Origin of the sequence: Corynebacterium curieae (assembly GCF_027570035.1) — a bacterium.
In the GTDB taxonomy this organism is placed as follows: domain Bacteria; phylum Actinomycetota; class Actinomycetes; order Mycobacteriales; family Mycobacteriaceae; genus Corynebacterium; species Corynebacterium curieae.
This window is the reverse complement of sequence record NZ_JAKMUU010000001.1, coordinates 408,020-433,903: the sequence shown is the minus strand read 5'-3', so window position 1 is coordinate 433,903 and position 25,884 is coordinate 408,020. Positions and strand designations below refer to the sequence as shown.

25 protein-coding genes are annotated in these 25,884 nt (G+C 58.1%); 19 read left to right on the top strand and 6 right to left on the bottom strand.

The features are described 5' to 3' along the window. Positions 1–5: 5 nt before the first annotated feature. Both glgX and L8V01_RS02040 read right to left on the bottom strand, forming a co-directional pair. Positions 6–2,204, bottom strand: coding sequence for a glycogen debranching protein GlgX (gene glgX / locus L8V01_RS02045; RefSeq protein ID WP_269945496.1), 2,199 nt, complete (start codon positions 2,202–2,204; stop codon positions 6–8). A gap of 21 nt (positions 2,205–2,225) precedes the next feature. Continuing rightward, on the bottom strand, positions 2,226–2,765 hold the full coding sequence (locus L8V01_RS02040; RefSeq protein WP_269945495.1) for a TetR family transcriptional regulator: 540 nt from the start codon (positions 2,763–2,765) through the stop codon (positions 2,226–2,228). Positions 2,766–2,929: 164 nt separating this feature from the next. Between L8V01_RS02040 and L8V01_RS02035 the strand changes: the two genes are divergently transcribed. Together L8V01_RS02035 and L8V01_RS02030 are read left to right on the top strand one after the other, a co-directional pair. Then, positions 2,930–3,706, top strand: a complete 777-nt coding sequence (locus L8V01_RS02035; protein WP_269945494.1) for a hypothetical protein — start codon at positions 2,930–2,932, stop codon at positions 3,704–3,706. After that, the gene (locus tag L8V01_RS02030) at positions 3,681–4,193 is read left to right on the top strand and encodes a hypothetical protein (protein ID WP_269945493.1); all 513 of its coding nucleotides are present in this window, start codon (positions 3,681–3,683) and stop codon (positions 4,191–4,193) included. Before L8V01_RS02035 ends, L8V01_RS02030 begins: the two co-directional genes overlap by 26 nt. 9 nt (positions 4,194–4,202) lie before the next feature. Here the strand turns inward: L8V01_RS02030 and L8V01_RS02025 are convergent, their stop codons facing one another. Beyond that, on the bottom strand, positions 4,203–5,099 hold the full coding sequence (locus tag L8V01_RS02025) for a type III secretion system chaperone family protein (protein ID WP_269945492.1): 897 nt from the start codon (positions 5,097–5,099) through the stop codon (positions 4,203–4,205). Between the two features lie 125 nt (positions 5,100–5,224). Here L8V01_RS02025 and hisD point away from each other — a divergent pair, with 125 nt between their 5' ends. The 15 genes from hisD (at position 5,225) to L8V01_RS01950 (ending at position 19,009) form a co-directional block, all read left to right on the top strand. Continuing rightward, positions 5,225–6,535, top strand: coding sequence for a histidinol dehydrogenase (gene hisD, locus L8V01_RS02020; RefSeq protein WP_269945491.1), 1,311 nt, complete (start codon positions 5,225–5,227; stop codon positions 6,533–6,535). After that, positions 6,536–7,636 carry a histidinol-phosphate transaminase gene (locus L8V01_RS02015; protein ID WP_269945490.1) on the top strand — a complete coding sequence of 367 codons (1,101 nt, stop codon included), beginning with the start codon at positions 6,536–6,538 and terminating at the stop codon, positions 7,634–7,636. It abuts the gene before it with no gap. A gap of 24 nt (positions 7,637–7,660) precedes the next feature. After that, a complete protein-coding gene (gene hisB / locus L8V01_RS02010; RefSeq protein ID WP_269945489.1) occupies positions 7,661–8,263 on the top strand; it encodes an imidazoleglycerol-phosphate dehydratase HisB in 603 nt (200 codons plus the stop codon). A gap of 5 nt (positions 8,264–8,268) precedes the next feature. Continuing rightward, positions 8,269–8,436, top strand: a complete 168-nt coding sequence (locus L8V01_RS02005; protein ID WP_005324605.1) for a hypothetical protein — start codon at positions 8,269–8,271, stop codon at positions 8,434–8,436. Then, positions 8,433–9,683 carry an MFS transporter gene (locus L8V01_RS02000; RefSeq protein ID WP_269945488.1) on the top strand — a complete coding sequence of 417 codons (1,251 nt, stop codon included), beginning with the start codon at positions 8,433–8,435 and terminating at the stop codon, positions 9,681–9,683. Before L8V01_RS02005 ends, L8V01_RS02000 begins: the two co-directional genes overlap by 4 nt. A 3-nt stretch (positions 9,684–9,686) precedes the next feature. Further along, positions 9,687–10,319, top strand: a complete 633-nt coding sequence (gene hisH / locus L8V01_RS01995; RefSeq protein WP_269945487.1) for an imidazole glycerol phosphate synthase subunit HisH — start codon at positions 9,687–9,689, stop codon at positions 10,317–10,319. 14 nt (positions 10,320–10,333) lie between these two features. Continuing rightward, positions 10,334–11,122, top strand: coding sequence for a bifunctional 1-(5-phosphoribosyl)-5-((5-phosphoribosylamino)methylideneamino)imidazole-4-carboxamide isomerase/phosphoribosylanthranilate isomerase PriA (gene priA, locus L8V01_RS01990; RefSeq protein ID WP_269945486.1), 789 nt, complete (start codon positions 10,334–10,336; stop codon positions 11,120–11,122). A 3-nt stretch (positions 11,123–11,125) separates the two neighbouring features. Then, a complete protein-coding gene (locus L8V01_RS01985) occupies positions 11,126–11,908 on the top strand; it encodes an inositol monophosphatase family protein (RefSeq protein WP_269945485.1) in 783 nt (260 codons plus the stop codon). Between the two features lie 29 nt (positions 11,909–11,937). Continuing rightward, a complete protein-coding gene (hisF, locus tag L8V01_RS01980; RefSeq protein WP_269945484.1) occupies positions 11,938–12,708 on the top strand; it encodes an imidazole glycerol phosphate synthase subunit HisF in 771 nt (256 codons plus the stop codon). Next, entirely contained in the window at positions 12,705–13,067 is a 363-nt protein-coding gene (gene hisI / locus L8V01_RS01975) for a phosphoribosyl-AMP cyclohydrolase (protein WP_269945483.1), read from the top strand. The genes hisF and hisI overlap by 4 nt, the downstream gene beginning before the upstream one ends. Then, entirely contained in the window at positions 13,064–13,702 is a 639-nt protein-coding gene (locus tag L8V01_RS01970) for a TIGR02234 family membrane protein (protein WP_269945482.1), read from the top strand. Before hisI ends, L8V01_RS01970 begins: the two co-directional genes overlap by 4 nt. An 84-nt stretch (positions 13,703–13,786) precedes the next feature. Continuing rightward, a complete protein-coding gene (locus L8V01_RS01965) occupies positions 13,787–14,617 on the top strand; it encodes an indole-3-glycerol phosphate synthase TrpC (RefSeq protein ID WP_269945481.1) in 831 nt (276 codons plus the stop codon). Between the two features lie 45 nt (positions 14,618–14,662). Then, the gene (gene lgt / locus L8V01_RS01960) at positions 14,663–15,616 is read left to right on the top strand and encodes a prolipoprotein diacylglyceryl transferase (RefSeq protein ID WP_269945480.1); all 954 of its coding nucleotides are present in this window, start codon (positions 14,663–14,665) and stop codon (positions 15,614–15,616) included. A 159-nt stretch (positions 15,617–15,775) separates the two neighbouring features. Beyond that, a complete protein-coding gene (gene pyk, locus L8V01_RS01955) occupies positions 15,776–17,191 on the top strand; it encodes a pyruvate kinase (RefSeq protein ID WP_269945893.1) in 1,416 nt (471 codons plus the stop codon). A gap of 195 nt (positions 17,192–17,386) precedes the next feature. Further along, positions 17,387–19,009, top strand: coding sequence for an alkaline phosphatase (locus tag L8V01_RS01950; RefSeq protein WP_269945479.1), 1,623 nt, complete (start codon positions 17,387–17,389; stop codon positions 19,007–19,009). 74 nt (positions 19,010–19,083) lie between these two features. Here L8V01_RS01950 and L8V01_RS01945 read toward each other — a convergent pair whose 3' ends face one another. After that, entirely contained in the window at positions 19,084–21,474 is a 2,391-nt protein-coding gene (locus L8V01_RS01945) for a glycogen/starch/alpha-glucan phosphorylase (protein ID WP_269945478.1), read from the bottom strand. A 97-nt stretch (positions 21,475–21,571) separates the two neighbouring features. Next, entirely contained in the window at positions 21,572–22,777 is a 1,206-nt protein-coding gene (locus L8V01_RS01940; RefSeq protein WP_269945477.1) for an amidohydrolase, read from the bottom strand. Between the two features lie 36 nt (positions 22,778–22,813). Here L8V01_RS01940 and L8V01_RS01935 point away from each other — a divergent pair, with 36 nt between their 5' ends. After that, complete coding sequence (locus L8V01_RS01935; RefSeq protein ID WP_269945476.1) at positions 22,814–23,212, top strand: hypothetical protein; 399 nt, start codon at positions 22,814–22,816, stop codon at positions 23,210–23,212. Here L8V01_RS01935 and L8V01_RS01930 read toward each other — a convergent pair. After that, a complete protein-coding gene (locus tag L8V01_RS01930) occupies positions 23,209–24,291 on the bottom strand; it encodes a glycerate kinase (protein ID WP_269945475.1) in 1,083 nt (360 codons plus the stop codon). The genes L8V01_RS01935 and L8V01_RS01930 overlap by 4 nt on opposite strands. Positions 24,292–24,490: 199 nt before the next feature. Between L8V01_RS01930 and gdhA the strand changes: the two genes are divergently transcribed. Continuing rightward, on the top strand, positions 24,491–25,837 hold the full coding sequence (gene gdhA, locus L8V01_RS01925; RefSeq protein WP_269945474.1) for an NADP-specific glutamate dehydrogenase: 1,347 nt from the start codon (positions 24,491–24,493) through the stop codon (positions 25,835–25,837). Positions 25,838–25,884 lie beyond the last annotated feature (47 nt).

Here is a 25,884-nt window from a genome sequence, read left to right as displayed (position 1 = left end):
TTTCTCTAGGAATCGAAAACGGGCGGTTCAACCTGACGCAAGATCAGCGTTGAACGCGGATGCACCGTGATCGTACCCTCTGCCTCAATGAGGGTTTCCTCCGCGGGGTAGCCACCGGAATCGGCGGTATCGACCATCAGCCGCCACGTGGCGCCGAGATCCTTGGTGGGCAGGGTGAACTCTATTTCGCCGTCGTGGGAGTTGAAGATCATGATGAAGGAATCATCGGTGATGCGTTCGCCGCGGGAGGTGGTTTCCGTGATGGCATTGCCATTGAGGTAGACCATGAGTGCCCGGCCAAAATCGTGATCCCAATCGTCCTGGGTCATGAGGCGACCCGAAGGAACCAGCCAGGCGATATCGCGTTCCTTGACATCCGCGCCGAGCGGGCCGCCGGCGAGGAAGCGCTTGCGGCGGAATACGGGGTGGTGGTTGCGAATGGCCAGGACGCGCTTGGTAAAGCCCAGCATTGCGGCGGATTTCTCTTCCTCCAGCATGGACCAGTCCATCCATGACAGCTCGTTGTCTTGGCAGTAGACATTGTTATTGCCGTTTTGGGTACGGCCGAATTCATCGCCGTGCGAAAGCATCGGAGTGCCTTGGGAGAGTAGGAGAGTGGTCAGGAAGTTGCGCACTTGGCGGCGGCGCAGCTTGCGGATTTCATCATTATCGGTGGGGCCTTCTTCACCGCAGTTCCAGGAGCGGTTGAAGGACTCGCCGTCGCGGTTGTCCTCGCCATTAGCCTCGTTGTGCTTGTCGTTATAGGAAACGAGGTCGCGCAGTGTAAAACCATCGTGGGCAGTGATGAAGTTGATGGAGGCGGTGGGGCGGCGGTCATTATCGGCATAGAGATCCGAAGAGCCGGTCAGACGGGAGGCGAATTCACCTAGGGTAGCGGGCTCGCCGCGCCAGAAATCGCGCACGGTATCGCGGTACTTGCCGTTCCATTCGCTCCAAATGGGCGGGAAGTTACCCACCTGGTAGCCATCATGGCCAATGTCCCAGGGCTCGGCGATGAGCTTAACCTGGCTAACAATGGGGTCTTGCTGTACTAGGTCGAAGAAGGTGGCGAGCTTGTCGACGTCGTCAAGCTCCCGCGCCAAGGTCGCTGCCAAGTCGAAGCGGAAGCCATCGACGCGCATCTCCGTGACCCAGTAGCGCAGCGAATCCATAATGAGTTGCAGCGAGTGCGGGTGGCGGACATTGAGGGAATTGCCGGTGCCGGTGTAGTCCATGTAGTGGGCCTCATCGCCCTCGACGAGGCGGTAATAGGCGCCATTATCGATGCCGCGGAAGGCAATGGTCGGGCCCATGTGGTTGCCCTCGGCGGTGTGGTTATAGACCACGTCGAGGATGACCTCGATGCCGGCCTCGTGGAAGGCGCGGACCATGGTCTTAAACTCAGAGACCACCTCGCCCGGTTTCTTGGCAAAGGCGTAGTCATGGTGCGGGGCGAAAAAGCCGAAGGTGTTATAGCCCCAGTAGTTGCGCAGGCCCAGGTTGCGCAGACGATCGTCTTGCAGGAATTGGTGGACGGGCATGAGCTCGACGGTGGTAACGCCAAGCTCCTTGAAGTAGTCAATCACGGCAGGGTGTGCCATGCCCGCGTAGGTGCCGCGCAGCTCTTCCGGCACATCTGGGTGGGTCATGGTCATGCCCTTAACGTGGGTTTCGTAGATGACCTTTTCGTTATCGGGAATATGGGGGCGGTGGTCGCTGCGCCAGTCAAAGAAGGGGTTAATGACCACGGAGAGCATGGTGTGGCCGAGCGAATCCTCCTCATTGCGGCCAGTGCCGGGTTCCTCGGCGTGGATGTCATAGGAGTACAGGGAGGCATCGCCGTCGAATTCGCCGTCGAAGGCGCGGGCATAGGGATCGACAAGGAGCTTGGAGGGATCGCAGCGCAGGCCGTTTTCTGGTTCATAGGGGCCATAGACGCGGTAGCCGTAGCGCTGCCCAGGGGTGACATTGGGGAGGTAGATGTGCCACACATGGGCAGTTACCTCAGACATTTCGATGCGGTCTTCGTTGCCTTCCTTATCGATGAGACAGAGCTCGACTTTGTCTGCTACTTCCGAAAAAAGGGCGAAGTTGGTGCCGGATCCATCAAAGGTGGATCCCAGTGGGGTGGGTTTGCCAGGCCAGATTTGGCGGCCGTAGCGCTCGGTGGGCGTGGGGATTGCGTCCATGGCGGAAGTGTTCATGCCCACGAGCATAACCACTTTTTAGGCAGAGGTGCCGTGCTGAAGTCCTGCGTTAATAATGCGTACGCCGCGAATCAAGTCTCCGCGGTAGTCCACCGAAGAAGCTTCGCCGGTGGTATCCGCCAGCTGGCGTTGGGATTGTTCCATTAACGTGGCTCCGAGTACGAGATGAATGGCGGATAGGGCCGCAGCGCGCTGCGTGCTACCAGCGGACTGCGTGTTTCGGGCAGCAGCGGAGGTAAAGGCCTCTACGAGGCGGTCCCAGGCAGGCGCCTGGGGCAGGGATAGGCCAGCAATGACGACCTCGGCGCCGTCGCGGCGGGCGAGCAGTAAATCGCGCAGATTGAGGCTGAGCTCTTCGAGTGACTCCCCAGACACGGGGGAAATAATATCTTCTGCTAGAGCAGCGATGAGGGCTTGTTTATTGGCAATGTGCCAGTAGAGCGCACCGGGGGCAACGCCGAGGGAGGAGGCAACGCGGCGCATGGTGACATCGCCAAGCCCATAGGCATCAAGCAGGGCAGTAGCGGCGTCGATAATACTCTCGCGATTTAATTGCACTCTGGCGATTGTACGGGCTCGGTTGGCCTCGATGGTAGTTCACAGGTTCTTTTAATGGAGTCTCAATGTCATTTCCATCGTCTGGTTGTTAGTATTGCGAAGACAAATAGGAAGCTGCCCTTGGGGTGGCTTCACATTCGCAAGATTGATTCAGGAGCTTTCCCTTGTCCTTTTTGACCCCTGCAAAGAAGTCCCTCCTCGCAGTTGCGCTGGTTGCCCCCTTGGCGCTGGCTGCGTGCGGTTCGGATGATAACGACGATTCTAAGAAGGCTGCCGCCACCACGGCCTCTAAGTCTTCCGAGGATAAGTCTGCAGACAAGTCCCAGGACAAAGACGCCGATAAGGACAAGAACAAAGATAAGGAAAAGAAGAAGGACGGCGAGAAGAAGGACGCCGCAGCGAATGACGAGGGGCAAGAAGGCGAAGACGGTGCTGGCGAAGGGCCTGACCAGATGGCCAACCCGCTGAATAATGGCGAGGATCCTTTCGCGGGCGCAGAAGATATCAAGCCGATTGAAGGCGGCCAGAACGCTAATGATGCCGATAAGCAGGCCATCGAGCAGCTGGTCCGCGGTCAGCATGAGATTGACAATGTGAAGGAATACTTCAACTACATGCCGCAGCATGCCTGCCAGGCGGTGCGTGATGAGCAGTCCAAGGAGTTCAGCCAGTACCAGCAGTACGTCGATAGCCTGCCAAACCAGTCCTTTGGTGAATACGCCAACACCATGCGCCAGCAGGGTGGCGGCAACGGCGAGATTGAAAAGTTTGCAAGCCAGTTGGAGTCCATCCCGCAGTCGACCAAGCTGCAATCGGTCAATGACGTGGTAGTCAATGGCGATGATGCTTCCGCTACCGTGAGCGTGTCCAACTCCGAGGGTACCGAGACTTCCACCGTCCGTTTCCGTCGCGAGAATGGCAACTGGACCTTCTGTAACTAAGTTGTCTCTTTCCCGCCGTCGGTTACCCCGCACCCTTGGTTTTGGTGCGGGGTTACTCGCGTGCGCGCTCGCGGTCTACGGCATAGCAGGTGCGGTGTGGGGGCTTTTCCGGCCGACGCTTATAGGCCGCGAGGTAGACGATGGCGGCTACGCCATTGATGCGATGGGCAATGCCCAGTTCATCGCCTTTATAACCTTTGCGCTCATCACGGGGGTGTTGGGGCTGCTTCTTGGTTTGATTGCATATCTGCGCAGGCAAGGGCGTGGCTTGTCGATGCTCTTGTGGGTCGGCGTGTGTGCCTTGGCAGGTGCCGCCTCGTTTTATGTATTTGGCGGAGTAACGGCCACGCATCCACCGGAAACCCCGGGGGAAGTTGTGGAGTTTGCGCCGAATTTCTCCCCGGCGATTGCTTGGGCGGTGGCACCTTTCATGGCGATGTTCGCCTATTGGTCGACGGCTTTTGTCAGCGCCGACGAGGATTGGTAACCAGCCCGACTAAGGCCATTCCACGGGGGAGGCGCCGGTAACTTCGCGCGCGATGTCATCGATGCCGTGCAGGATGTGTTTGAGCCCGCGGCCTACGGCGCTAAACAGCTGTGGCCGGGTAAGACCCGCAGCAGTGATGGTGGCGGCATCCATTCGCACTTGCAGGCCTTCGGAGGTGTGATGGCAGAATGCGACTGCGCCGTGGTGGGCGCGATTCCAATCGTTGCAAATGAGGAAGAGTCGGGTAAATTCCGCTTCTTCTAAGCTAGGATCCCAATGGCCTTTGATGATGAGGCTGGGCCCATTATCGAGCGCGAAGGCAAAAAGGACGTCATTGACCCACGCATAAATGGCGGTGGTGCCGTCGCTTTGAAAGCGCTGAATGCCAATGAGCGGCAGCATTTCGGCCAGGCTATCGAGGGTGAAGGGTTCTAAGGGGGCGTTGGCAAGCGGGGCAAGCTCTGGTGCCGCCTCGCGGACGAGTGCGGGGTGGGACTGGGCGAGCAGATCGATGAGAACCTCCGCATTGCGCAGTGCCGGCAAGAGGAATGCTGCGAGCTGCTCGTGGCTGGGAGAAATATCGGCCGGCAGGTAACTGTGGCCGGATATACTCACGCATTCGGGCTGGGCATAGTCCACTACCACGGCCGGTGAGAGGCAGTCATGATTCCACTCATTAGCCAGGTGTGTCAGAACAGCAATCTCGCTGAAATCGACGCCGCCGCGGGGGCTGGTGTGCAAGTGGAGTACCGGTTCTTCCAGCTGGTCTACAAATATGAAGGTGGAGCCGCCGGCCGCATGCGGAACCAGTAGTTCGCCGGAAGGTAGCGCCCAGCAGGAAATGCCATTCTCACAGGCGATGGCATGGGTATGTGCGAGCAGAAGGGAGGGTTCATTCTCGCTCATCACTGCCACCACCTTAAAGCTGCGTTGGGTCCGAGTCTATCGTCCAAACCGGCCCCCTCGCTGGGATTTGGGCATTAGGATATTGGTTTAATAACAGGAATCCGCTATGGAGAAGGGAGCCGGGAATGCTTCGAACCATCGATCTGCGCGGCCAAGATTTGCGCCCCGCGCATCTACGGCGAGTACTGCCCCGCGGTGGCACCGATGTCGCTGCCGTGGTGGATAAGGTAGCACCGATGGTTCATCGGGTGCGAGACGAAGGTGCGAGGGCCGCGCTGGAATACGGAGAGCTTTTCGACGACGTGCGCCCGGCTCACCTGCGAGTACCCCAGGAAGAATTGGACCAGGCCGCGGCCAGCCTGGATCCGCAAACGCGCCAAGCCATCGAAGCGGCGATCAAGCGGGTGCGCAAGGTACACGCCGAACAAAAGCCGGCCGCACACACTACTGAGCTCGCGCCAGGTGCCACGGTGACGGAGGAATTCCGTCCCATCGAGCGCGTCGGGTTATACGTGCCAGGTGGAAAGGCGGTCTATCCTTCTTCTGTGATCATGAACGCGGTGCCGGCACAAGAGGCCGGCGCCGAAAGCTTGGTGGTGGCCTCGCCGCCGCAGAAGGAATTCGGTGGTCTTCCGCACCCGACGGTGCTGGCTGTGTGCCAGATGCTCGGTGTGGATGAGGTCTGGGCCGTGGGCGGTGGCCAAGCCATAGCGCTGATGGCTTATGGCGATGATGACGCCGAGCTCGCACCGGTGGACATGATTACGGGGCCGGGAAATATTTTCGTAACCGCCGCCAAGCGCTTGGTGCGTGGGGTGGTGGGCACAGATGCAGAGGCCGGCCCGACCGAAATCGCTATCCTCGCCGATGACACCGCTAACCCGGTGTATGTGGCTTATGACCTCATCTCGCAGGCCGAGCACGATCCTATGGCGGCGAGCGTGCTCATTACGGCATCGGAGAACCTAGCCCTGCGCGTCAAGGCGGAAGTGGAAGCTCGTTATAGTGCTACCGCCAATGCGGAGCGGGCGGCCGAGGCACTGGGCGGCCAGCAATCCGGCGTCGTGCTGGTAGATTCCCTTGATGTGGCCATCGCGGTGGCCAATGCTTATGCCGTCGAGCACCTTGAAATCCACACCGCTGAGCCCGAGGCAGTGGCTGGGCGCATTAAGCACGCGGGTGCCATCTTTGTAGGGGATTTCGCGCCGGTGCCGTTGGGCGATTATGCGGCCGGTTCCAATCACGTGCTGCCTACTTCTGGTACGGCGCGATTTTCTGGTGGCCTTTCCACCCACACCTTCTTAAGACCAGTCAACCTCATCGCGTACGACCGCGCCGCATTGGGGGAGATTGCCCCGCATGTTATCGCTTTTGCCGAAGCCGAGCGTCTTCCGGCCCACGGCGAAGCCATCCGCGCCCGATTGGAGGAGAGCTAGATGACGGAATTGAAGGATCTACCCCTGCGCGAGGAATTGCGCGGGAAGTCTGCCTACGGTGCTCCGCAGCTTAAGGTGGCCTACCAACTCAATACCAACGAAAATCCCTATCCTCCCTCGGAGGCGCTGGTTGATGACCTAGTAGCGGAAACCCGCCGCCTTGCCACCACGCTCAATCGCTATCCGGAGCGCGATGCGCTAAAGCTGCGTGAGGCCCTAGCCAGCTATGTTTCTGGGCAGACCGGTGTGCCCGTGAGTTATCAGCAAGTGTGGGCGGCGAATGGTTCCAATGAGATCTTGCAGCAGTTATTGCAGGCCTTTGGCGGTCCGGGACGCAGCGTGCTGGGCTTCACCCCGTCCTATTCCATGCACCCCATTTTGGCGGACGGGACCCATACCCAGTTCCTGGAGTGCCCGCGCGATGAGGACTTTCGCATTGATATGGACCGGGCGTTGGCGGCCGTGGCGCAGCACCAGCCGGATATTATCTTTGTAACTACGCCGAATAATCCCACCGGCGGCGTGACTGGCTTGGATGATATTGCCGCGCTTGCCGACGCCGCCCCTGGCATCCTCATCGTTGATGAGGCCTACGGCGAATTTTCCTCCGCGCCCTCCGCGGTGACGCTGCTAAACAAGTACCCCATGAAGCTGGTGGTTTCGCGCACCATGTCCAAGGCCTTCGACTTCGCGGGTGGCCGCCTCGGCTATTTCGTGGCGGACCCAGCTTTTGTGGAGGCCGTCATGCTGGTGCGGCTACCGTATCACCTTTCCGTGCTATCCCAAGCGGCGGCTACGGTAGCGCTACGCCATAGTGCAGATACCCTCGCCACCGTGGAAAAGATTGCCGCCGAGCGCGAGCGGGTGGCCACTCGCTTGCGCGAACTGGGCTATACCGTCTTACCCAGCGAATCCAATTTCCTCTTCTTCGGCCGTTTTGCAGACCAGCACCGAGTATGGGAGCAGTTCTTGGACAGGGAAGTTCTCATCCGCGATGTGGGTATTGCGGGACATTTGCGCATGACCGTGGGCCTGCCGGAAGAAAATTCGGCCTTTCTGGCCGTGGCCGAGGCTCTAGCGGATACAGTAGTGGCGGATTAGCCGGCGGGAGGAAAGGAGTAAACGATGAGCCACCGCGTAGGACGAGCCCAACGGTCCACGTCGGAATCGCAGATTTCCGTGGTCATCGATCTGGATGGCACAGGAAACAGCGATATTTCAACGGGCCTGCCATTTTTTGATCACATGCTCACGGCCTTTGCCACCCACGGCAGCTTTGATCTGGCGGTGCAGGCAGAAGGCGACGTCGAGGTTGATGCGCACCACACCGTGGAAGATACCGCCATCGTGCTGGGCAGCGCCTTGCGTGAGGCGGTTGGGGATAAGGCGGGCATTCGTCGATTCGGCTCCCAACTTTTGCCCATGGATGAAACCTTGGTGGAAGCGGTAGTGGATTTTTCCGGCCGCGCCTATTTCGTGATGAACGGCGAACCAGAACACCTGCAGTGGCAAACCATTGGCGGCCACTATGCCACGGTTATCAACCGCCACTTTTTTGAAACGCTAGCTACCCACGCTGCGGTAACTCTCCACCTCACTGTGCGCTATGGCCGCGATCCGCACCATATTACGGAGGCGGAGTATAAAGCGGTAGCGCGTGCGCTGCGCGGCGCAGTGGAATTCGATCCGCGCCAGACTGGCATTCCTTCGACGAAGGGAGCACTCTAAAACGCATGCATTTTATGATCTTGGTCCTCTTCCTCGTCGCCGGCATGTTGGTGGGCGGTGCATGGTCTGCCTACCAACAGGGATCGAAGGCAATGACAGTAGTAGCCTCTTTATTGGCCGCAATCACCGTGGTGGCAGCAATCTCGTGGATGGTAGGAGCGTTCGGTAAATGAGCAATACCCAAGAAACTAATATCTGGAAGGTACCTGGATATACCGCGACCATGCTGGCCATTGCCGCAGCATTCGGTGCTTGGTCCATCCTTCTTCCGGTGGTGCCCCTAGCAGTCATTGACTCCGGTGGCTCGGCCACCTTGGCAGGCTCGTCTACGGGCATCTTCATGGCCTTTACCGTCCTCACCCAGATCATCTCACCGTGGCTGCTGCGCCGCTGGGGCTACCGCCGCGTGATGGCGCTATCTGCCTTCACCTTGGGTGTACCGGCGTTCGGCCATCTGTTGGGCACCGATGCTTGGGTAGTCCTGCTCTTTTCTGCCATGCGTGGCGTGGGATTTGGCGCGCTTACCGTCTCCGAGTCTGCGCTCATTGCAGAGCTGGCGCCGGTCCGCCTATTAGGCAAGGCAACCGGCATGATTGGCGTCTTTACCGGACTCGGCCAGATGGTCTTTTTGCCCTTGGGGCTGATCATGGCGGAAAAGCTGGGATATGCCTCGACGTATATTACCGCCGGCATCATTGGCTTCCTAGGCTTTGGCCTGTGCCTGCGCATCCCCAAGATTAAGGTCACGCTTGCCTCTGATACCGAGGATGAGCCGAACCTGATTCGTGTTCCCACGTGGAAGCTGGTGTTAGTCCCCGCACTGGCGTTGACTACCTTCTCTATGAGCTACGGCGCCGTGTCGTCCTTCCTGCCGCCCGCAGTGCAAGAACTTGATGCAGAGCGCGGCGCCAGCCTGGCAGGCATCATGCTATCCATCGTTGGCGGCGCCGCCATGATTTTCCGCTACCTCGCGGGCATGGTGGCAGACCGCGTAGGCACCCCAGGCCGTCTGTATATCCCCGGCCAGATCATGGCCATTGTGGGCGTGCTCGCTATCGCAGTGCCTCTCTACCTCGACGGCTCCGTGTGGTGGCTCGTGTTTGGTGCTTTCCTGTTCGGTGGCGCCTTCGGTATTGCCCAAAATGAGGCGCTGCTGTCCATGTTTGATCGTCTGCCGCGCGAGCGAGTTTCGGAGGCTTCAGCCATCTGGAATATTTTCTATGACGGCGGCACCGGTTTGGGCTCGACCCTTTTGGGCGCTTTGGTCGCCGGCTATGGCTATGCGGGGGCGTTTGGGGCCGGCGTGGCCATCCTCGTGGTTGGTTTGCTTATGACGGTGGCAGACTTTGCACTCGGGCGCACCCGGGTGAGTGAAACCAACGATATCCGGACGCGTCTGCGCCGTATGCGTAAGGTGTAGCCCATGGCAAAGACGGTCGCATTATTGGATTATGGCGCGGGCAACGTGCGCTCGGCACAGCGCGCTTTGGAGCGAGCGGGCGCTGAAGTTACCGTAACCGCAGACCCTAAGGTAGCGGTGGAAGCGGATGGGCTCCTAGTTCCTGGCGTGGGAGCTTTTGATGCGTGCATGCGCGGGTTGCACGCGGTGCAAGGCCCGAGGGTCATCGGCCAGCGCTTGGCAGGGGAGCGTCCGGTGTTGGGCATTTGCGTAGGCATGCAGGTGCTTTTCGACGTCGGAGTAGAACACAACATAAACTCCGCTGGTTGCGGTGAGTGGCCCGGTACCGTCGAAAAGCTGCACTCTACGGTGCTGCCGCATATGGGGTGGAACACCGTGGAAGTACCCGTTGGCAGTGACATGTTTGCCGGACTAGCCGAAGACGAGCGTTTCTACTTCGTGCATTCCTATGGTGTTCGCCACTGGGAGTTGGAAACGGAGATTACTCGGCCGCCCTTGGTCAGTTGGGCTGAGCACGCGGGCGATAGGTTTGTTGCGGCGGTAGAAAACGGTGCCCTGTGGTCTACCCAATTCCACCCGGAGAAATCCGGGGATGCCGGTGCGCAGCTTTTGGAAAACTGGATGCGTACGCTCTAGGTAGGATGAAGAATATGACTTTTACGCTTTTGCCCGCAGTCGATGTATCCCAAGGCCAAGCCGTGCGCTTGGATCAAGGCGAAGCAGGCACCGAAACCTCCTACGGTGCACCGCGCGATGCCGCGCTAAGGTGGCAAACCCAGGGCGCGCAATGGCTGCATTTTGTGGACTTAGATGCGGCCTTTGGTCGCGGTTCTAACCACGAAGAAATGGCAAAAATTACCCGAGAGCTAGGCATAAACGTCGAGCTTACCGGCGGCATCCGAGACGATGTAGCGGTAGAGCGTGCGCTGGCGACCGGTGCGCAGCGTATTAATATTGGCACCGCAGCTCTAGAGCAGCCTGACTGGATTGAACAAATACTGGCACGCTATGGCGAAAAGGTTGCGGTGGATCTAGCGGTGCGCGAAGACGGCGGCGAGTGGCGTGTCACGGGCAATGGCTGGGTCTCTGATGGCGGCGACTTGTGGGAAGTACTCGAGCGCCTAGACGCTGCTGGCTGTCAACGCTTTGTGGTAACGGATGTTTCTAAAGATGGCACGCTAACCGGGCCGAATATTGAGTTGCTGCGCGAGGTAGCCATGGCAACCGATGCCAAGATTACCGCCTCTGGTGGAATCTCTAGTGTCGAAGACCTGCGCGAGCTGGCACTGTATGAAAATGAGGGCATTGATTCCGCCATTATTGGCAAGGCCCTTTATGAAGGAAACTTCACCCTAGAGGAAGCTCTCGCTGCGGTGGCAGAAGTAGAGCCGCTGCCGGCGGAGGAAACCATTGACCCATACGACCCTGAGGACGACTAAACCATGATGGAACCCCGCGAGTTGGTGGCCTTCGCGGAGGCAGCTGTAGACCAAGTAGAACCCATCTTTCGCTCCGGACTCGGTGCGGCGCCCGCCCGCTTTAAGGGGCAGGGCGATTTTGCCACCGAAGTGGACCTCGTCATTGAGAAGCAGCTGCGCGAAATCCTGACCCAGATGACCGGTATCCCAGTCTACGGGGAAGAATCAGGCGGCAGTGTACTCGATACCGTTTGGGTAGTAGACCCAATTGATGGCACCGCAAATTACTCTGCCGGCAATCCCCTGGCAGGAATCCTAGTGGCGCTTATCCATGGAGGCGCACCGATCGCTGCGGTGTCTGACTTTCCACTTTTGGAGCGCCGTTTGGTCACCTGCGATGGCTCGCCACTGCGTTCAGTCGGCGGCCCTGCTGCCGGATTCGGCGGTGGCCAAGACGCGATGGGATTTGATGAAGCGCGCGGCCATGTGGGCTGTTCTTCCCACCTGCCCACCGATATTTTCCATGAACTGCGCGAGACTGGCCTGCGACCCCGCATGACTGGCTCTGTAGGGCTCGATAATGCCTTCGTAGCGCAGGGTGTGTTTGATGGGGCGATTAATTTCTCTCCACGCCCGTGGGACAACGCCGCTGGGGCATTACAGGTTCAAGCAGCCGGCGGAGTTGTCACTGATCCTGAGGGCAATCCGTGGACCGCGCAGTCACGCGGCATGGTGGCAGGAACCCCGCAAGTGCATGCCACTATTTTGGAAATCTTGTCGCGGCACAGAGATTCCTTTTCTCACTAAGAATTACAATTCCTAAGGAGGCGGCCGCAATGGCTGTAGCCGTACGCGTGATCCCCTGCCTAGATGTGGACCAAGGCCGGGTAGTCAAGGGCGTAAATTTTGAAAACCTGCGTGATGCAGGGGACCCAGTAGAGCTAGCTGCGCGTTACGACGCCCTCGGAGCCGACGAGCTTACGTTCTTGGACGTTTCCGCATCCACGCAAGGGCGATCGACCATGCTCGAGGTCGTGCGCCGAACCGCAGACCAAGTATTCATCCCACTGACCGTGGGCGGTGGGGTTCGCAGCGTGGAAGATGTCCGAGAGCTCTTGCGCGCCGGTGCGGATAAGGTTTCTATCAATACCGCCGCCATTCGGAACCCAGAGTTATTGAGCGAAATGGCCGGGATTTTTGGTGCACAATGCATTGTCCTGTCGGTAGATGCCCGCAGGTGTCAAGAGGAGTATGCGCCTTCCGGCTTTGAAGTCACTACGCATGGCGGCACCACATCGGCCGGTATCGACGCCGTTGAATGGGCTCGCCGTGGCGAAGAACTCGGGGTGGGCGAAATCTTGCTTAATTCGATGGATGGCGATGGCACCAAGGAAGGCTTTGATGTCGACATGCTAAGCGCGGTACGCGCGGCGGTGACTATTCCGGTAATCGCCTCCGGTGGTGCGGGCAGGACCGCAGATTTCCCACCGGCTATTGCGGCCGGAGCCGATGCCGTATTAGCCGCTAGCATTTTTCACTTCGGCGAGGTAGAAATCGGCGACGTAAAAGATGCCCTAGCCACAGCGGGCTACGAGGTGCGCCGATGACTAACCCAGCCGAGTATGAACTAGACAGGGGCATCGCCAAGCGGCTCAAGCGCAACGACCAAGGACTAGTTCCTGCCATTGTGCAAGCTGACTCCGGCGAGGTGCTGATGATGGCGTGGATGGATGATCACGCCTTGGCCCATACCCTTGCCACGCGCAAGGGGACGTATTTTTCGCGTTCTCGCAATGACTATTGGGTAAAGGGAGAAACTTCCGGAAATACGCAAGAGGTGCTGGGCGTTCGCCTTGACTGCGATGGAGATACTATCCTGCTGACCGTGCGGCAGCGCGGCGGCGCGTGCCATACCGGTGACCGCACGTGCTTTGACGCCACGGATCTCCTAGGAGGGCAATTGTGAAGGCTCGACGCCTTGGACCACTACTTATCGCTGTAGGAGCCATCGTTTTGTGGCTTGCCTCGCGCGCGACATGGGTCGTGGCCGTCAGCGAAGACGATAAAGCCGGCTCTGCGACCAATGACATTGTAGGTTCGGCGTGGTCGCTGGAAATCATGGCCTTGACGCTTGTCCTAGTGGCAGGCGCCGTTGCGGGCATGGCGTTGCGTCGCGTTGGTAGGCGAGTGGTGGGCATTGTCTGTGCCCTAGCGGCAGCGGCCAGCGCGTGGACCCCAATTAACCTACTGACAGCAGGAGCGGAGGCCGAGCGTGCGCAAAAGATTTTGCAGGGTGCCTCGGCCAATGAAAACGCGGTGGATTCCGCCCAGATTTCCGATTGGGCCACGGTTGTTTCCACCGAAGTACACTCCCTCGGCCCAGCTGTGGCGATACTGGGCGCTGCAGCAGCCCTCTTTGGCGCCGTTATGTTGGCTCGTAATCCTGGCGAAGATAAGGCAAAAGTCTCGAGCAAATATGAGACGCCGGCGGCTCGTCAAGCAAAGTTGGGGGAGGATTTGGAAACCTCCGCAGACTCCGGCCGCGTGATGTGGGATGCACTTGATAGCGATATCGATCCCACCGATGTGGATAAAAAATAGCCCCACAGCTTATGCAATTTCCGGAACAGCACCTGAGCGGGTTAACCTAAGTGTGATCTCAATCGCCCGTGGAGGGAGGTGCTGATGCCTACGCCCATTGCCGTTGACCACCTTGTAGCAGGAGTCTTGGAGGACGTCGCTGCGCGGGAAGCCCGCGTGTCTTTCAAAGAGGTGAAGGCGCGCTCGCGCGATATGGAATCTCCCCGCGATGCGCGAGCGGCTCTGCTGCGTACCGGCTGCTCGGTTATCACCGAGCTCAAACGCGCCGTTCCCTATGGCGGCGAAATCGCACACGTAGGCTCTGCGGAGCAGATGGCGGAATGGGCCCGCACCTTTGAGGGATGCGGTGTGCATCTTATGGCCTGCCAAACCGATTTCCGCCGATTCCACGGTTCTTTGGAGGACATGGCAGCCGCCCGCGCAGCGATTGATATACCCATGATGTCGCGCGATCTCATCGTGGACCCCTACCAAATCCACGAAGCCCGCTGTTATGGCGCCGATGCAATTCCCCTGCAGGTAGAGCTCTTGGAGCAAGCTCGCCTTGAGGCCCTATTAGACCGCGTGGAATCGCTCGGGATGACCGCCATCGTCGAGGTTCGCAACTGCGCCGAGGTTGACCGGGCGATCAAGGCGGGAAGCAGCGTAATTGCCATTAATGCCTGGTCGCTGGCTTCGGATGCCATTAACCGTGAGGCGTTCAATGACATCGCACCAGGTTTGCCAGAGTCCATCCTGCGCATTGCGGTAGGCGGGGTTAATAATGCCCGCAATCTTTTTCACTATGCCTCTCGCGGTGCAGATGCTGTGCTCGTTGGCGAATCTGTCATGGCCGCTCAAGACCCTACTGCTTTGGCCCGTTCGCTGGTGGCTGCTGGCCAGCACCCAGCGTGCCCCGCGCGCAAGTTGGAGTGATACCCCAACTGGCTGGTGGGGCGGGGAATAAGGCACACTAGCTACGTGCACACTCAAATTCTTGCAAATATTCCGTCCCCACCACAGGGTGTCTGGCAGTTAGGGCCAATTCCCATTCGCGCCTACGCGCTGTGCATTATCGTGGGCATTATTGTCGGCCTGCGTATGACCTTGCGCCGCTATACGGCTCGCGGTGGAAATCCAGATACGGTCTGGGATGCGGCGATCGTCGTTATCCCTGCGGGCATCGTAGGCGGACGCCTCTACCACGTTATTACCGATAACCAGAAGTATTTCTGTGATAACTGCAACCCCGTGGACGCGCTAAAGATTACCAACGGCGGGTTAGGTATATGGGGAGCCGTAGCCCTCGGTGCGCTGGCGCTATGGGTGCTTTTTAAGGTCAAGAAGGTCCCACTTGGGCCTTTTGCCGATGCGGTGGCCCCCGGACTTGTGCTTGCACAGGCGATCGGGCGACTAGGCAACTGGTTTAATCAAGAACTTTATGGGCGCCCAACCGACGTTCCGTGGGCATTGGATATCTATTACCGTGTCAATGAAAAAGGCGCTTATGCGCCGGTATCCGGGCACTCCACGGGTGAGGTTATGACTTCGGTGCATCCGACTTTTCTCTACGAGATGGTGTGGAATGTCTTAGTGTGCCTATTCCTCTTATGGGCGCACAAGGCGTGGAAGTTGGGCCACGGGCGAGTCTTTGCCCTCTACGTTATGGGATATACCTTGGGCCGGTTCTTTATTGAAGGAATGCGTTCCGATGAAGCTACTCATATTTTTGGGGTGCGGGTGAATATCATCGTCTCCCTTGTGATTTTTATCATTGCCGCGATTGTCTTTTTCTTGCTCGATAGACACCGCCAAGGTTCAGAATCCCCCGAAGAGGTGGACCCTAAATACTGGGCGGAGAACCGTGATAGCCGCCAACGCGGCGATGAGCACACGGTATCTGAGGGACAGCAGCGAGACTCGTCGACGACATAGATCTCGCCCAAGTGTTTCCGTTTGGGTTTGTTTTTGTGGGAATCAGGGCATTTTTGGGTGCCCGTTCGGAAAATGAAATCGGAAATTTGTGGCCGCAATTCGTCCGAAGGAGTAGGTTGGGGAGTGTTCAGTTTCCCCCGACGGAATAGGCCAATAATGCTGGATAGAAGAACGAAGATTGTCTGTACTCTCGGCCCTGCCGTAGCTAGCGAGGATGGAATTTTGCGCCTCGTTCAAGACGGCATGGACGTTGCCCGCCTGAATATGTCTCACGGAGAGCATGCGGACCACGAGGCGAATTACAACTGGGTGCGCCAGGCTACTGATAAGACCGGCCGCGCCGTTGGTATTTTGGCGGACCTACAGGGTCCCAAGATTCGCCTTGGCCGCTTCATTAACGGCGAGGAGCAGTGGAATGACGGCGAGATTGTCCGCATCACCGTGGACGATATCGAAGGCACCCACGACCGCGTTTCCACCACCTACAAGGGTTTGGCTAAGGATGCCAAGCCTGGTGACCGCCTGTTGATTGATGACGGCAAGGTTGCTGTTGTATGTAAGGAAGTCGACGGCAACGACGTCGTTTGTGAGGTCACCGAAGGTGGCCCAGTTTCCAATAACAAGGGTGTATCCCTGCCGGGCATGGATATTTCCGTGCCGGCTTTGTCGGAGAAGGACATCGCTGACCTGCGCTTCGCATTGAAGCTTGGCGTTGACCTCATTGCTTTGTCCTTCGTTCGCTCCCCAGCCGACGTGGATAAGGTCCACGAGATTATGGACGAAGAGGGCCGCCGCGTTCCGGTTATTGCCAAGCTGGAAAAGCCGGAGGCAGTCGATGCCCTCGAATCCATCGTGTTGGCATTCGATGCCATCATGATTGCTCGCGGTGACCTTGGCGTGGAGGTACCGCTGGAGCGCGTACCGCTATTCCAGAAGCGCGCTATCCAGATTGCTCGCGAGAACGCTAAGCCAGTCATCGTGGCTACACAGATGCTGGATTCCATGATTTCCAATCTGCGCCCGACCCGTGCAGAGGCCTCCGATGTGGCCAATGCTGTGCTCGATGGTGCCGATGCCGTCATGCTCTCCGGTGAAACGTCTGTGGGTATTGACCCACAAAACGTTGTGCGTACCATGTCCAAGATTGTGGCCAATGCGGAGGACGGCGGCAAGGTTCCGCCGCTCACCCACGTTCCGCGCACCAAGCGCGGCGTCGTTTCTTACTCCGCCCGCGATATTGCAGAGCGCCTGAATGCGAAAGCTATCGTGGCCTTCACCACCTCCGGTGATACTGCCAAGCGCGTAGCGCGCCTGCACTCTCACCTGCCGTTGCTGGCGTTTACCCCGAACCCGGCGGTGCGCTCCCAGCTGGCATTGACTTGGGGTGCTGAGACCTTCTTGAGCCCGCACGTTAAGTCCACCGATGACATGATGGAAGCCATCGATGATGCATTGCTGGAGATGGACAAGTACGAGGAAGGTGACATGATTGTCGTCATTGCTGGTACTCCTCCAGGAATTGCTGGCAACACCAACATGATTCAGTGCCACTTGTTGGGTGAAACCAAGAAGTAGATTTTTGGCACGAGCGCCGCGACCCACCATTTAACACGTTCCACGGGTCGTGGCGCTTTTCTATATAAATTTATACAAATGTAGATTTATATTTACCTCGCGTACACGCAGCGGTTGCTTTCCTGACATGCGGCTGCAGTATTTTTTGGTTGTTCTTGTTTCAGCTTCTCTACACATTCAAAGGACAACTGCACAATGACTCTTTCTCGCTACGCTACCGCTGCCTTGGCAGTGGCAACCTCTGTCTCAATCACCAGCCTAGGGGTAAGCCCGGCACTGGCAGCCGATGACGTGCACAAGGGGCCTAAAAACATCATCTACATGATTGGTGATGGCATGGGCTATGGTCATATTGCCTTGACCAACCTCTATGAAACCGGCCAGTCTAAGTACCTAATCGACGGCGAATTTGGTGCGGAGGACCTCAAAGAATCCGACGGTCAGTCAGTGCAGTCTTTTGAGGACTTCAACCGATTATCTATGGCTACTTTCCCTATGGGTGGCTCCTACGATCCTGAGCAGGCATGGCAAAATCATGAGTACATAAAAGAAGGCAAGATTACTGACTCCGCAGCAGCCGGTACTGCCATGGCCACTGGCGTGAAGACCAATAATGGCATCTTGGGCATGTCGCACTACGGCATGAAGGAAGAAAACATGTCCGAGCGCGCCAAGAAGCAAGGTAAGTCCGCCGGTGTGGTTTCTTCCGTTGCCTATTCCGAAGCCACGCCAGCTGCATGGGCCGCGCACAACAAGGACCGCGATAAGCTGCAGGACATTAGCCGTGAGATGCTCGGCAGTGGCCTCGACCTAGTCATGGCTGCTGGCCACCCATTCTACGATAACGACCACCAGAAGCTCGACACTCCGGATTACAGCTTCATGTACGAGGATGACTACGCCAAACTTTCCGGAGGCGAGACCGACTGGAATTACTTCGAGTCCAACGATGACTTCAAGAAGATAGCGCAAGGTGACGTCAAGCCGGAGCAGAAGTATTGGGGTATCGCGCAGGTAGGTTCCACATTGCAGAACTCCCGCTCGGGCGAGGCAAAGGCTCCATACTCGGACAAGCTTAACGACGTCGTCGATCTCCCCACCATGACTACTGGCGCCCTCAATGCGCTGGGACAGGACGAGGATGGCTTTTCCGTCATGATTGAGGGCGGTGCCATCGACTGGGCCGGCCACGGAAATAACCCAGTGCGCGATATCGAGGAGACTCAGGATTTTAATAAATCGGTTGATGCGGCCATCAAGTGGGTAGAGGAGAACTCCTCGTGGGAGGACACTTTGCTCGTCGTGACTGCGGACCACGAAACCGGTTACCTATCCGGTGCGAATGAGGCACCGACGGACGACAACCCCGATGCGGAGGACCGCTTTAACGCCATGGAAGGCGAAAAGGGCAAGGTTGCTCGCCACGGTTGGTACTCCGGGCAACACACCAACCAATTGGTGCCATTCTTCTTCAAGGGTGCGGGCTCTGAGGACATTATGGCTAATACCTCCGGTACGGATTCGGTGCGCGGTGATTTCATCGATAACACCTTGGTGGCCAACTTGGTCTTTGATGAGTGGTGGAATGATGACGCCGGCTCTGCCGACGAGCCAGAGCAGCCGGGAGGTACTACTAATCCGGCGGATGATGCAGGAAAGAAGGGCAGCAGCAAGGGCTTTGCCGCAGGTCTAGCTACAGGCTTAGGAATCTTAGGCGCTGTCGTTGGCGGACTCGGTTTCCTAGCTACGCAGATGGGCGTGCTCAATATTGACCTAAAGCCCATCTATGAGCAGCTAAAGCGCGTCGGCCTGCGCTAAACAAACGGAATTAGGCATAGCGCTACCCTAAAGTCCTGCCCCTCTGCTGCAGAAGCGGAGGGGCAGGACTTTTCTTAGATCTGGGAAATCGGAGTTGGTTGGATCTTCCATACCTCGTTGGCATAGTCTGCGATGGTCCGGTCGGAAGAAAAGCGGCCGGAGTAGCAAATATTGAGCCACGCCTTCTTGGCCCAGGCAAGTTGGTCTGCTTCGTATTCGGCAGCCATGCGGTCACGGGTTTCGCGGTAGTCGGCAAAGTCACCTAGGACGTAGTACTGGTCTTGTGCGTGTTCGCCGTAGCCGTCGAGAAGCGAAGCACGCAGATCGCCGAAGAGGCCGGCATTTTCGGAGCCCAAGGTGCCGTCGACAAGCGCATCCAGCACGCGGGCCAATCCAGGAACGCTGTGGTAAAGCTCGCCTGGGTTGTAGTCCGCGCGCAGCTGTGGCAGCTCCTCATTGCGGGCACCAAAGATATAGGCATTGTCTTCACCAACCGCCTCGACGATTTCCACGTTCGCGCCATCCATGGTGCCCAAGGTCAGCGCGCCATTCATCATGAACTTCATATTGGATGTGCCGGAAGCTTCCTTGCCCGCTACGGAAATCTGTTCAGAGATATCAGCGGCCGGGATAATGTGCTCGGCGGGGGAGACGTTGTAATTTTCTACAAAGACAACGCGGATAATGTCTTTGGTGGCTGAATCGTTATTCACCAAGTCCGCGATGGTGTTAATGAGCTTAATAATCGCCTTGGCGCGGTCGTAGCCCGGCGCGGCCTTGGCACCAAAAATGAAGGTGCGTTTAGGCACAGTTTCGCCCCTTTCCTTGATGCGGAAATAGAGGTCAAGGACATAAAGGGCGTTCATCAGCTGGCGCTTGTACTCGTGCAGGCGCTTAATCTGCACGTCAAAGATGGAAGCAGGGTCAACTTCCGCGCCTTGGTGTGCGTTTACCCAGTGTGCAAAGTCACGTTTATTAGCCCGCTTGATGGCGATGAGCTCGTGCAGCACGTCCTCGTCATCGGCCTTATCGGCGAGCTGGGCAAGCTGGGTGAGGTCAGTGACCCACGCATCGGAGCCCGCCTGCTGGGTAAGTAGTTCTGCCAAGCGTGGATTGCACATCTTGAGCCAGCGGCGCGGGGTGACGCCATTGGTCTTATTGTTGAATTTCTCTGGCCAAAGCTCGTGCCATTCGGAAAGCGTATCGGCCTTGATGATTTCGGTATGCAACGCAGCGACTCCGTTGATGGAGTAGGCGGCGTAACAGGCGATCCAGGCCATGTGCACGTGCCCGTTGGATACGGGCGCCATGTAGTCGATGCGGCCCTGGTCCAAGCCGCGGTGGGCCATTTCCTCGCGGAAGCGGCGGTCGATTTCCTCCACCAACTGCCAAATGCGCCAGAAGAGCTTTTGGAAAATGGACACTTCCCAGCTCTCCAGCGCCTCGGCTAGCACGGTGTGGTTGGTATAAGCGAAGGTTTCGGTGACCACCTTCCACGCCTCATCCCAGCTCATATCGTGTTCATCGAGCAGGATGCGCAACAGCTCTGGGATGGCTAGCACGGGGTGGGTGTCATTGAGCTGGATGGAGTTGTACTGGGCAAAACCCGTGAGGTCCTCGCCATGTTGAGCAATGTAGTTATCCACCATGGTTTGCAGGGATGCGGAAACAAAGAAGTATTGCTGGCGCACACGCAGCACCTTGCCCTCGTAAGTAGTGTCATTGGGGTAGAGCACGCGGCAGATATCCATGACGCGCTCGCGCTCGACAATCGCCTCGGTAAAGCGTTGGGAGTTGAACGCATCGTAATCGAATTCATCGATCGGCTCAGACTTCCACAGGCGCAGGGTGCCTACGTTATCGGTGCCGTAGCCAGTAATAGGCATGTCATAGGGGATGGCGCGCACGTCCATGTCATCAAAATGAACGCGGCGCTGTTCTGAGGCGCGACGAATGACAAAATCATAGCCATTCTCCATCCAGGCGTCCGGCTGTTCCTTTTGGAAGCCATTGTCAAAGGTCTGGCGGAATAGGCCGTAGCGGTAGAGCAAGCCATATCCAGTCACCGGATAGTCTTGGGTGACGGCGGAATCAAGGAAGCAGGCAGCGAGGCGGCCGAGGCCGCCGTTGCCGAGTGCAGCATCGTGTTCGGCTTCGAGAACATCACTCAATTCGTGGTCGGCCGCATTGGCTGCTGCTTTGGCTTCGTCGACCAAGCCCAGATTGGTGAGATTATTGAGCAGCGCGCGGCCTTGGAGGAACTCCGCGGAGAAGTAGTGCTGCTGGCGGGTAGCGGCGTAGGCGGCGCGGGTACGCTCCCAGTTATCAGCAATCTGCTCCATAACGGCGCCGGAAAGGCCTGCCCAGAATTTGCGGTAAGAGGCGCTGTGTGGGCTAACGCCAGAGGCCGCGCGAACGTGAGAGGGGACGGTGGATTCGAAAACAGAATGCCGTGGCTGGCTCATTTGTAACCTTAAAGTTAGTAGTTAGTCACGAAACGCTTGCCAGCTTAATAGCATCGGCTCTACCCTGCAGTGGGAGCGGCGCCGTTGCGCCGGGGCTCTAGGAGGCCGCTAGGTAGGCTAATGCCGCAGCATATGCTGCGCGGGTGGAGGCATACACGGTCGGGGCATAGTCCGGCAGGAAGGTTGCTTGGTGGTTTACCGGTGGGTCCTGCAGCTCATCTTCTGGAGTGCAGCCAATGTGCCAAAAGACATAAGGTACGCCCCACGCCTGGGGTAGGTAGCAAAAATCCTCGGATGCGGTGGAAGGGGCGGCAGTAACTGAATCGGCGCCAAAGGCGGCGTCGAAGACCTCTCCAACTGGGGCGTGGGCGGTGGCGTCATTATCGGTGACCTCGCCGTGGGCGAAGTACTCAAAAACGGGTGCCTGCTCGCTGCCGGAGGCGACACACTCGGCTTTGACCATGCGCTCTAGGGAGGCATACACCTTTTCCGCGAGTGCGGGATCGTAGTAGCGGGTATTGAGTACAAGTTCGGCGGAGTCCGGGATGATGTTGTTTTTATCGCCGGAGTGCAGCTCGCCTACGGAGATGACGAAGAACTCGTGTGGGGCGACCTCGCGGCCGACAATGGCCTGTAGGCGGGTGACGATCATGGCCGCGATATAGGTGGGGTCGATGGAGTTATGGGGCATGGAGGCGTGGGCGGACTTGCCAAAGACGCGGATGCGCAGGGAATCGCAGCCGGCCATGATGGGGCCTGCGGTATGGCGTACGGTGCCGGCACGGCCGGGCATGATGTGTTGGCCCAAGCAGATATCGGGACGTGGGACGCGATCGATGAGGTTATCGTCCAACATGAATTTAGCCCCCATGGAGGATTCCTCGGCCGGCTGGAAAAGAGCGAGGAAGGTGCCGGACCAGGAATTACGGGAGGCGTCGAGAAGCGCGCAGGCACCTAAAAGCGCCGTGGTATGCATGTCGTGCCCGCACGCGTGCATCTTTCCATTGGCCGCGGCATAGGAAACGCCGGTGGCTTCCTCGACAGGCAACCCATCGAAGTCTGCGCGCAGCAGGGCGGTAGGCCCATCGCCATTGCGGAAGATGGCGACCATACCGTACCCGCCGATATTTTCCACTACCTCGCAATCAAAATCGGCGAGTTTAGCGCGGATGCGGCCGGCGGTGCGCTCTTCTTCATGGGAGAGTTCGGGGTGGCGATGCAGGTCTTCATAGAAGTTCTTTTGCCACTCCAGATCGGCCTCCTGGGAAGTGACGAGCTGAGCGATGCGGGCAGTTTCAGACATGGTTTCACACCTTAGGAATTGGGTAGGGTTAGCGCTATGCCGGTTATTCAATTCGATGTTTTGGTTCCCAACGCGCACGCAGAGCGCGTCGCGGAAATTTTCACCACTGCCACCAACAAGCTGGTGGAAAATGGTTCGCTTTCCTCCGCTGAGGTTACTCGCCCGGGTGATCCGCAGTTTCCGGAGGGGCTAGAAGAACAACTGCGGCAAAATTACCGCGACGAGCATGAGGACCGCGACCTAGAGGACGCGAGTGTCCACCGCTACGACATTGCAGTGGAGGGAGTAAGTGGCTCGATAAACCAGCTGGGCATGGTGCTCTCGCGCCTGCTTACCCCGCATGCAGTGCTGCCGAAGGACCACGTTTTGCTCGAAGACGAGCTGGCGCATGAGCGTCCAGCCATCTTCCCCTGGTCGCTTTCGATCCGGCCTTAGAGCTGCTGGACGATGTCCTTGGCGGCCGCCGCCAGCTGCTGGGGCATCGAGCCTTCTTGGCTAAGAGGAGCACAGTAGGCAGTAGTGTCGTGCTCGAAGGAGCCGGCGATAATGCCTAATGGTGTGCCTGCTTCTCGAGCGAGTTCGGCGATGGTTCCGACGGCTTTGCCAGTTAAGGACTGCTCATCGAATCGACCCTCGCCAGTGATGACGAGGTCGGCGGAGGCAATCTTTTCTGGAAGCCCGAGTGCTCCGGCCACATGAGTGCCGCCAGCGAGTACGCGGATGTGCTCATCTGAGCCCCAAAGTGTGCGTGAGAGCCAAGACAATCCGATGGGAAGGCCGCCGGCAGCGCCGAAGAATTCGGAGTCAGCTTCTGCGCCGGTTACTTTGCATGCCTGGAGCATGGCGCCGGCTAGTAGCGCTACCTGTTCGCCCTGCGCGCCCTTTTGCGGGCCGTACATGGTAGCTGCTTGCACCGGTGTGGCGCGGGTATCGGCCAATAAGGTGAAGTCGAGCATGCCGGCTTTGATATTGAGCTGCGCAGTATCGATGTGATCGAGCTGAACTAGGGGAGCGCCGCCCTTAGGCAAGGCATAGCCGCGGGCATCGTGAGCGGCCGCCCCGAGCGCGGTCAAGATCCCCATTCCTGCATCGATGCTGGCGGTGCCACCCAATCCGAGCACGATCGAGGTGGCTCCGCGCGTTTCTGCGTCCGCGATCAAGACACCGGTGCCGTAGGAATCGGCGTGTAGCGGATCGAGGCAGTCCTGTACAGCAGGCAAGCCGGTGGCCGTGGCGACGTCTATAAAGGCGGTGGTGCCGGCGAGGAAGTAGCTTGCTTGGGTTAAGCGGCCAATGGCATCGGTGGTAGGCAGGGTAATGGTTTCTGCAGCCTGGCCTCCGGCTGCGGCCGCTTGGGCAAGCACGGCGGCGGTGCCTTCGCCACCATCGGCCATGGGGAGGGTAGTAACTGTGGCGTCGGGAAGCGCTTGGCGCACCCCCGTGGCGATGCTAGCGGCGGCTTCGGGAGCGGAGGCTGTGCCTTTGAAAGAGTCTGGCGCGACGACAATATGCATGTCCGTGATTATAAAGCCCGCTTGAACCGGCGCACTGCGAGGAGTGAAATCCGAGCGTTCTACAGAAAATAAATAGCTTTATCGTCGCTGGTAAAGAACTGTGTAAAGCACAACAAATCTTGGATCCTGTTTGCATTATCGGTTGTTTGATAGGAAACTGGTTTCTGTTCACACAAGTCCACAGAATGGAATGCACACCATGTCAGTAGATAGCCAAATCTCTGCGTACTATGACAAATTGCTCAAGCGTAATGCGGGCGAGCCGGAATTCCACCAAGCGGTTTCTGAGGTCCTAGATTCGCTGAAGATCGTTTTGGAAAAGGACCCGCAATACGCTGACTACGGCTTGGTGGAGCGCCTCTGTGAGCCTGAGCGCCAGCTCATCTTCCGCGTGCCATGGATTGACGATAACGGAGAAATTCAGGTCAACCGCGGGTTTCGCGTCCAATTCAATTCCGCACTCGGCCCGTATAAGGGCGGTCTGCGTTTCCACCCCTCGGTCAACTTGGGCATTATCAAGTTCCTTGGTTTCGAGCAGATCTTTAAAAACTCCCTGACCGGCCTGCCTATCGGCGGCGGCAAAGGCGGCTCTGACTTTGACCCCAAGGGAAAGTCCGAGGTGGAGATCATGCGTTTTTGCCAGTCCTTCATGACAGAGCTGCACCGCCACATCGGCGAATACCGCGATGTGCCGGCCGGAGACATCGGCGTGGGTGGTCGCGAAATCGGCTTCCTCTTTGGCCAGTACCGCCGCCTGACCACCCAGCACGAGTCCGGCGTTCTTACTGGTAAGAGTTTGACGTGGGGCGGCTCCCTAGTGCGTACTGAAGCCACCGGCTTTGGCACGGTCTACCTCACCAATGAGATGATGAAGGCCCACGGCGAGTCCTTCGACGGCGCCAAGGTCATTGTTTCGGGCTCGGGCAATGTGGCAATTTATGCTGCAGCCAAGGCCCAAGAGCTAGGTGCCACCGTGGTTGCTATGTCCGATTCCTCTGGCTACATCACCACCCCAGATGGTGTGGATATTGAACTGCTCAAGGACGTCAAAGAAAACCGTCGCGAGCGTATTTCCACTTATGCCGCAGAAGCCGGAGAAGGCGTGGAATACCACGAAGAGGGAAATATTTGGCAGGTACAGGCGGACGTTGCCTTGCCGTGTGCCACTCAAAATGAGCTGGACGGCGATTCTGCCAAGAAGCTCGTGGAAGGCGGCGTGCGCTATGTAGCCGAAGGCGCCAATATGCCGTCGACTCCGGAAGCTGTGCATATCTTCCAGGACTCCAAGATCAACTTCGCGCCGGGCAAGGCGGCCAACGCGGGTGGTGTAGCCACCTCAGCACTGGAGATGCAGCAAAATGCTTCCCGTGATTCTTGGTCCTTTGACTACACCGATAATCGCCTTCACGCGATCATGTCGAATATCTTTAAAAACATCGACAACACGGCCAAGGAATACGACCGTGAAGGCGACTACGTTGCCGGTGCCAATATCGCTGGGTTTAAGAAGGTAGCCGATGCCATGTTGGCGCAGGGCGTGATCTAAGGCTGCTCCTTTCTTCCGGCTTCGGCTCTCCTCTTAACTTCTATCTG

Excerpts from the sequence above, each read along its gene's own strand:
- glgX (WP_269945496.1), bottom strand. The coding sequence starts at position 2,204 with ATGAACACTTCCGCCATGGACGCAATCCCCACGCCCACCGAGCGCTAC.
- L8V01_RS02030 (WP_269945493.1), top strand. The coding sequence starts at position 3,681 with ATGGCAACTGGACCTTCTGTAACTAAGTTGTCTCTTTCCCGCCGTCGG.
- L8V01_RS02025 (WP_269945492.1), bottom strand. The coding sequence starts at position 5,099 with ATGAGCGAGAATGAACCCTCCCTTCTGCTCGCACATACCCATGCCATC.
- hisD (WP_269945491.1), top strand. The coding sequence starts at position 5,225 with ATGCTTCGAACCATCGATCTGCGCGGCCAAGATTTGCGCCCCGCGCAT.
- L8V01_RS02015 (WP_269945490.1), top strand. The coding sequence starts at position 6,536 with ATGACGGAATTGAAGGATCTACCCCTGCGCGAGGAATTGCGCGGGAAG.
- hisB (WP_269945489.1), top strand. The coding sequence starts at position 7,661 with ATGAGCCACCGCGTAGGACGAGCCCAACGGTCCACGTCGGAATCGCAG.
- L8V01_RS02005 (WP_005324605.1), top strand. The coding sequence starts at position 8,269 with ATGCATTTTATGATCTTGGTCCTCTTCCTCGTCGCCGGCATGTTGGTG.
- L8V01_RS02000 (WP_269945488.1), top strand. The coding sequence starts at position 8,433 with ATGAGCAATACCCAAGAAACTAATATCTGGAAGGTACCTGGATATACC.
- hisH (WP_269945487.1), top strand. The coding sequence starts at position 9,687 with ATGGCAAAGACGGTCGCATTATTGGATTATGGCGCGGGCAACGTGCGC.
- priA (WP_269945486.1), top strand. The coding sequence starts at position 10,334 with ATGACTTTTACGCTTTTGCCCGCAGTCGATGTATCCCAAGGCCAAGCC.
- L8V01_RS01985 (WP_269945485.1), top strand. The coding sequence starts at position 11,126 with ATGATGGAACCCCGCGAGTTGGTGGCCTTCGCGGAGGCAGCTGTAGAC.
- hisF (WP_269945484.1), top strand. The coding sequence starts at position 11,938 with ATGGCTGTAGCCGTACGCGTGATCCCCTGCCTAGATGTGGACCAAGGC.
- hisI (WP_269945483.1), top strand. The coding sequence starts at position 12,705 with ATGACTAACCCAGCCGAGTATGAACTAGACAGGGGCATCGCCAAGCGG.
- L8V01_RS01965 (WP_269945481.1), top strand. The coding sequence starts at position 13,787 with ATGCCTACGCCCATTGCCGTTGACCACCTTGTAGCAGGAGTCTTGGAG.
- L8V01_RS01950 (WP_269945479.1), top strand. The coding sequence starts at position 17,387 with ATGACTCTTTCTCGCTACGCTACCGCTGCCTTGGCAGTGGCAACCTCT.
- L8V01_RS01945 (WP_269945478.1), bottom strand. The coding sequence starts at position 21,474 with ATGAGCCAGCCACGGCATTCTGTTTTCGAATCCACCGTCCCCTCTCAC.
- L8V01_RS01940 (WP_269945477.1), bottom strand. The coding sequence starts at position 22,777 with ATGTCTGAAACTGCCCGCATCGCTCAGCTCGTCACTTCCCAGGAGGCC.
- L8V01_RS01935 (WP_269945476.1), top strand. The coding sequence starts at position 22,814 with ATGCCGGTTATTCAATTCGATGTTTTGGTTCCCAACGCGCACGCAGAG.
- L8V01_RS01930 (WP_269945475.1), bottom strand. The coding sequence starts at position 24,291 with ATGCATATTGTCGTCGCGCCAGACTCTTTCAAAGGCACAGCCTCCGCT.
- gdhA (WP_269945474.1), top strand. The coding sequence starts at position 24,491 with ATGTCAGTAGATAGCCAAATCTCTGCGTACTATGACAAATTGCTCAAG.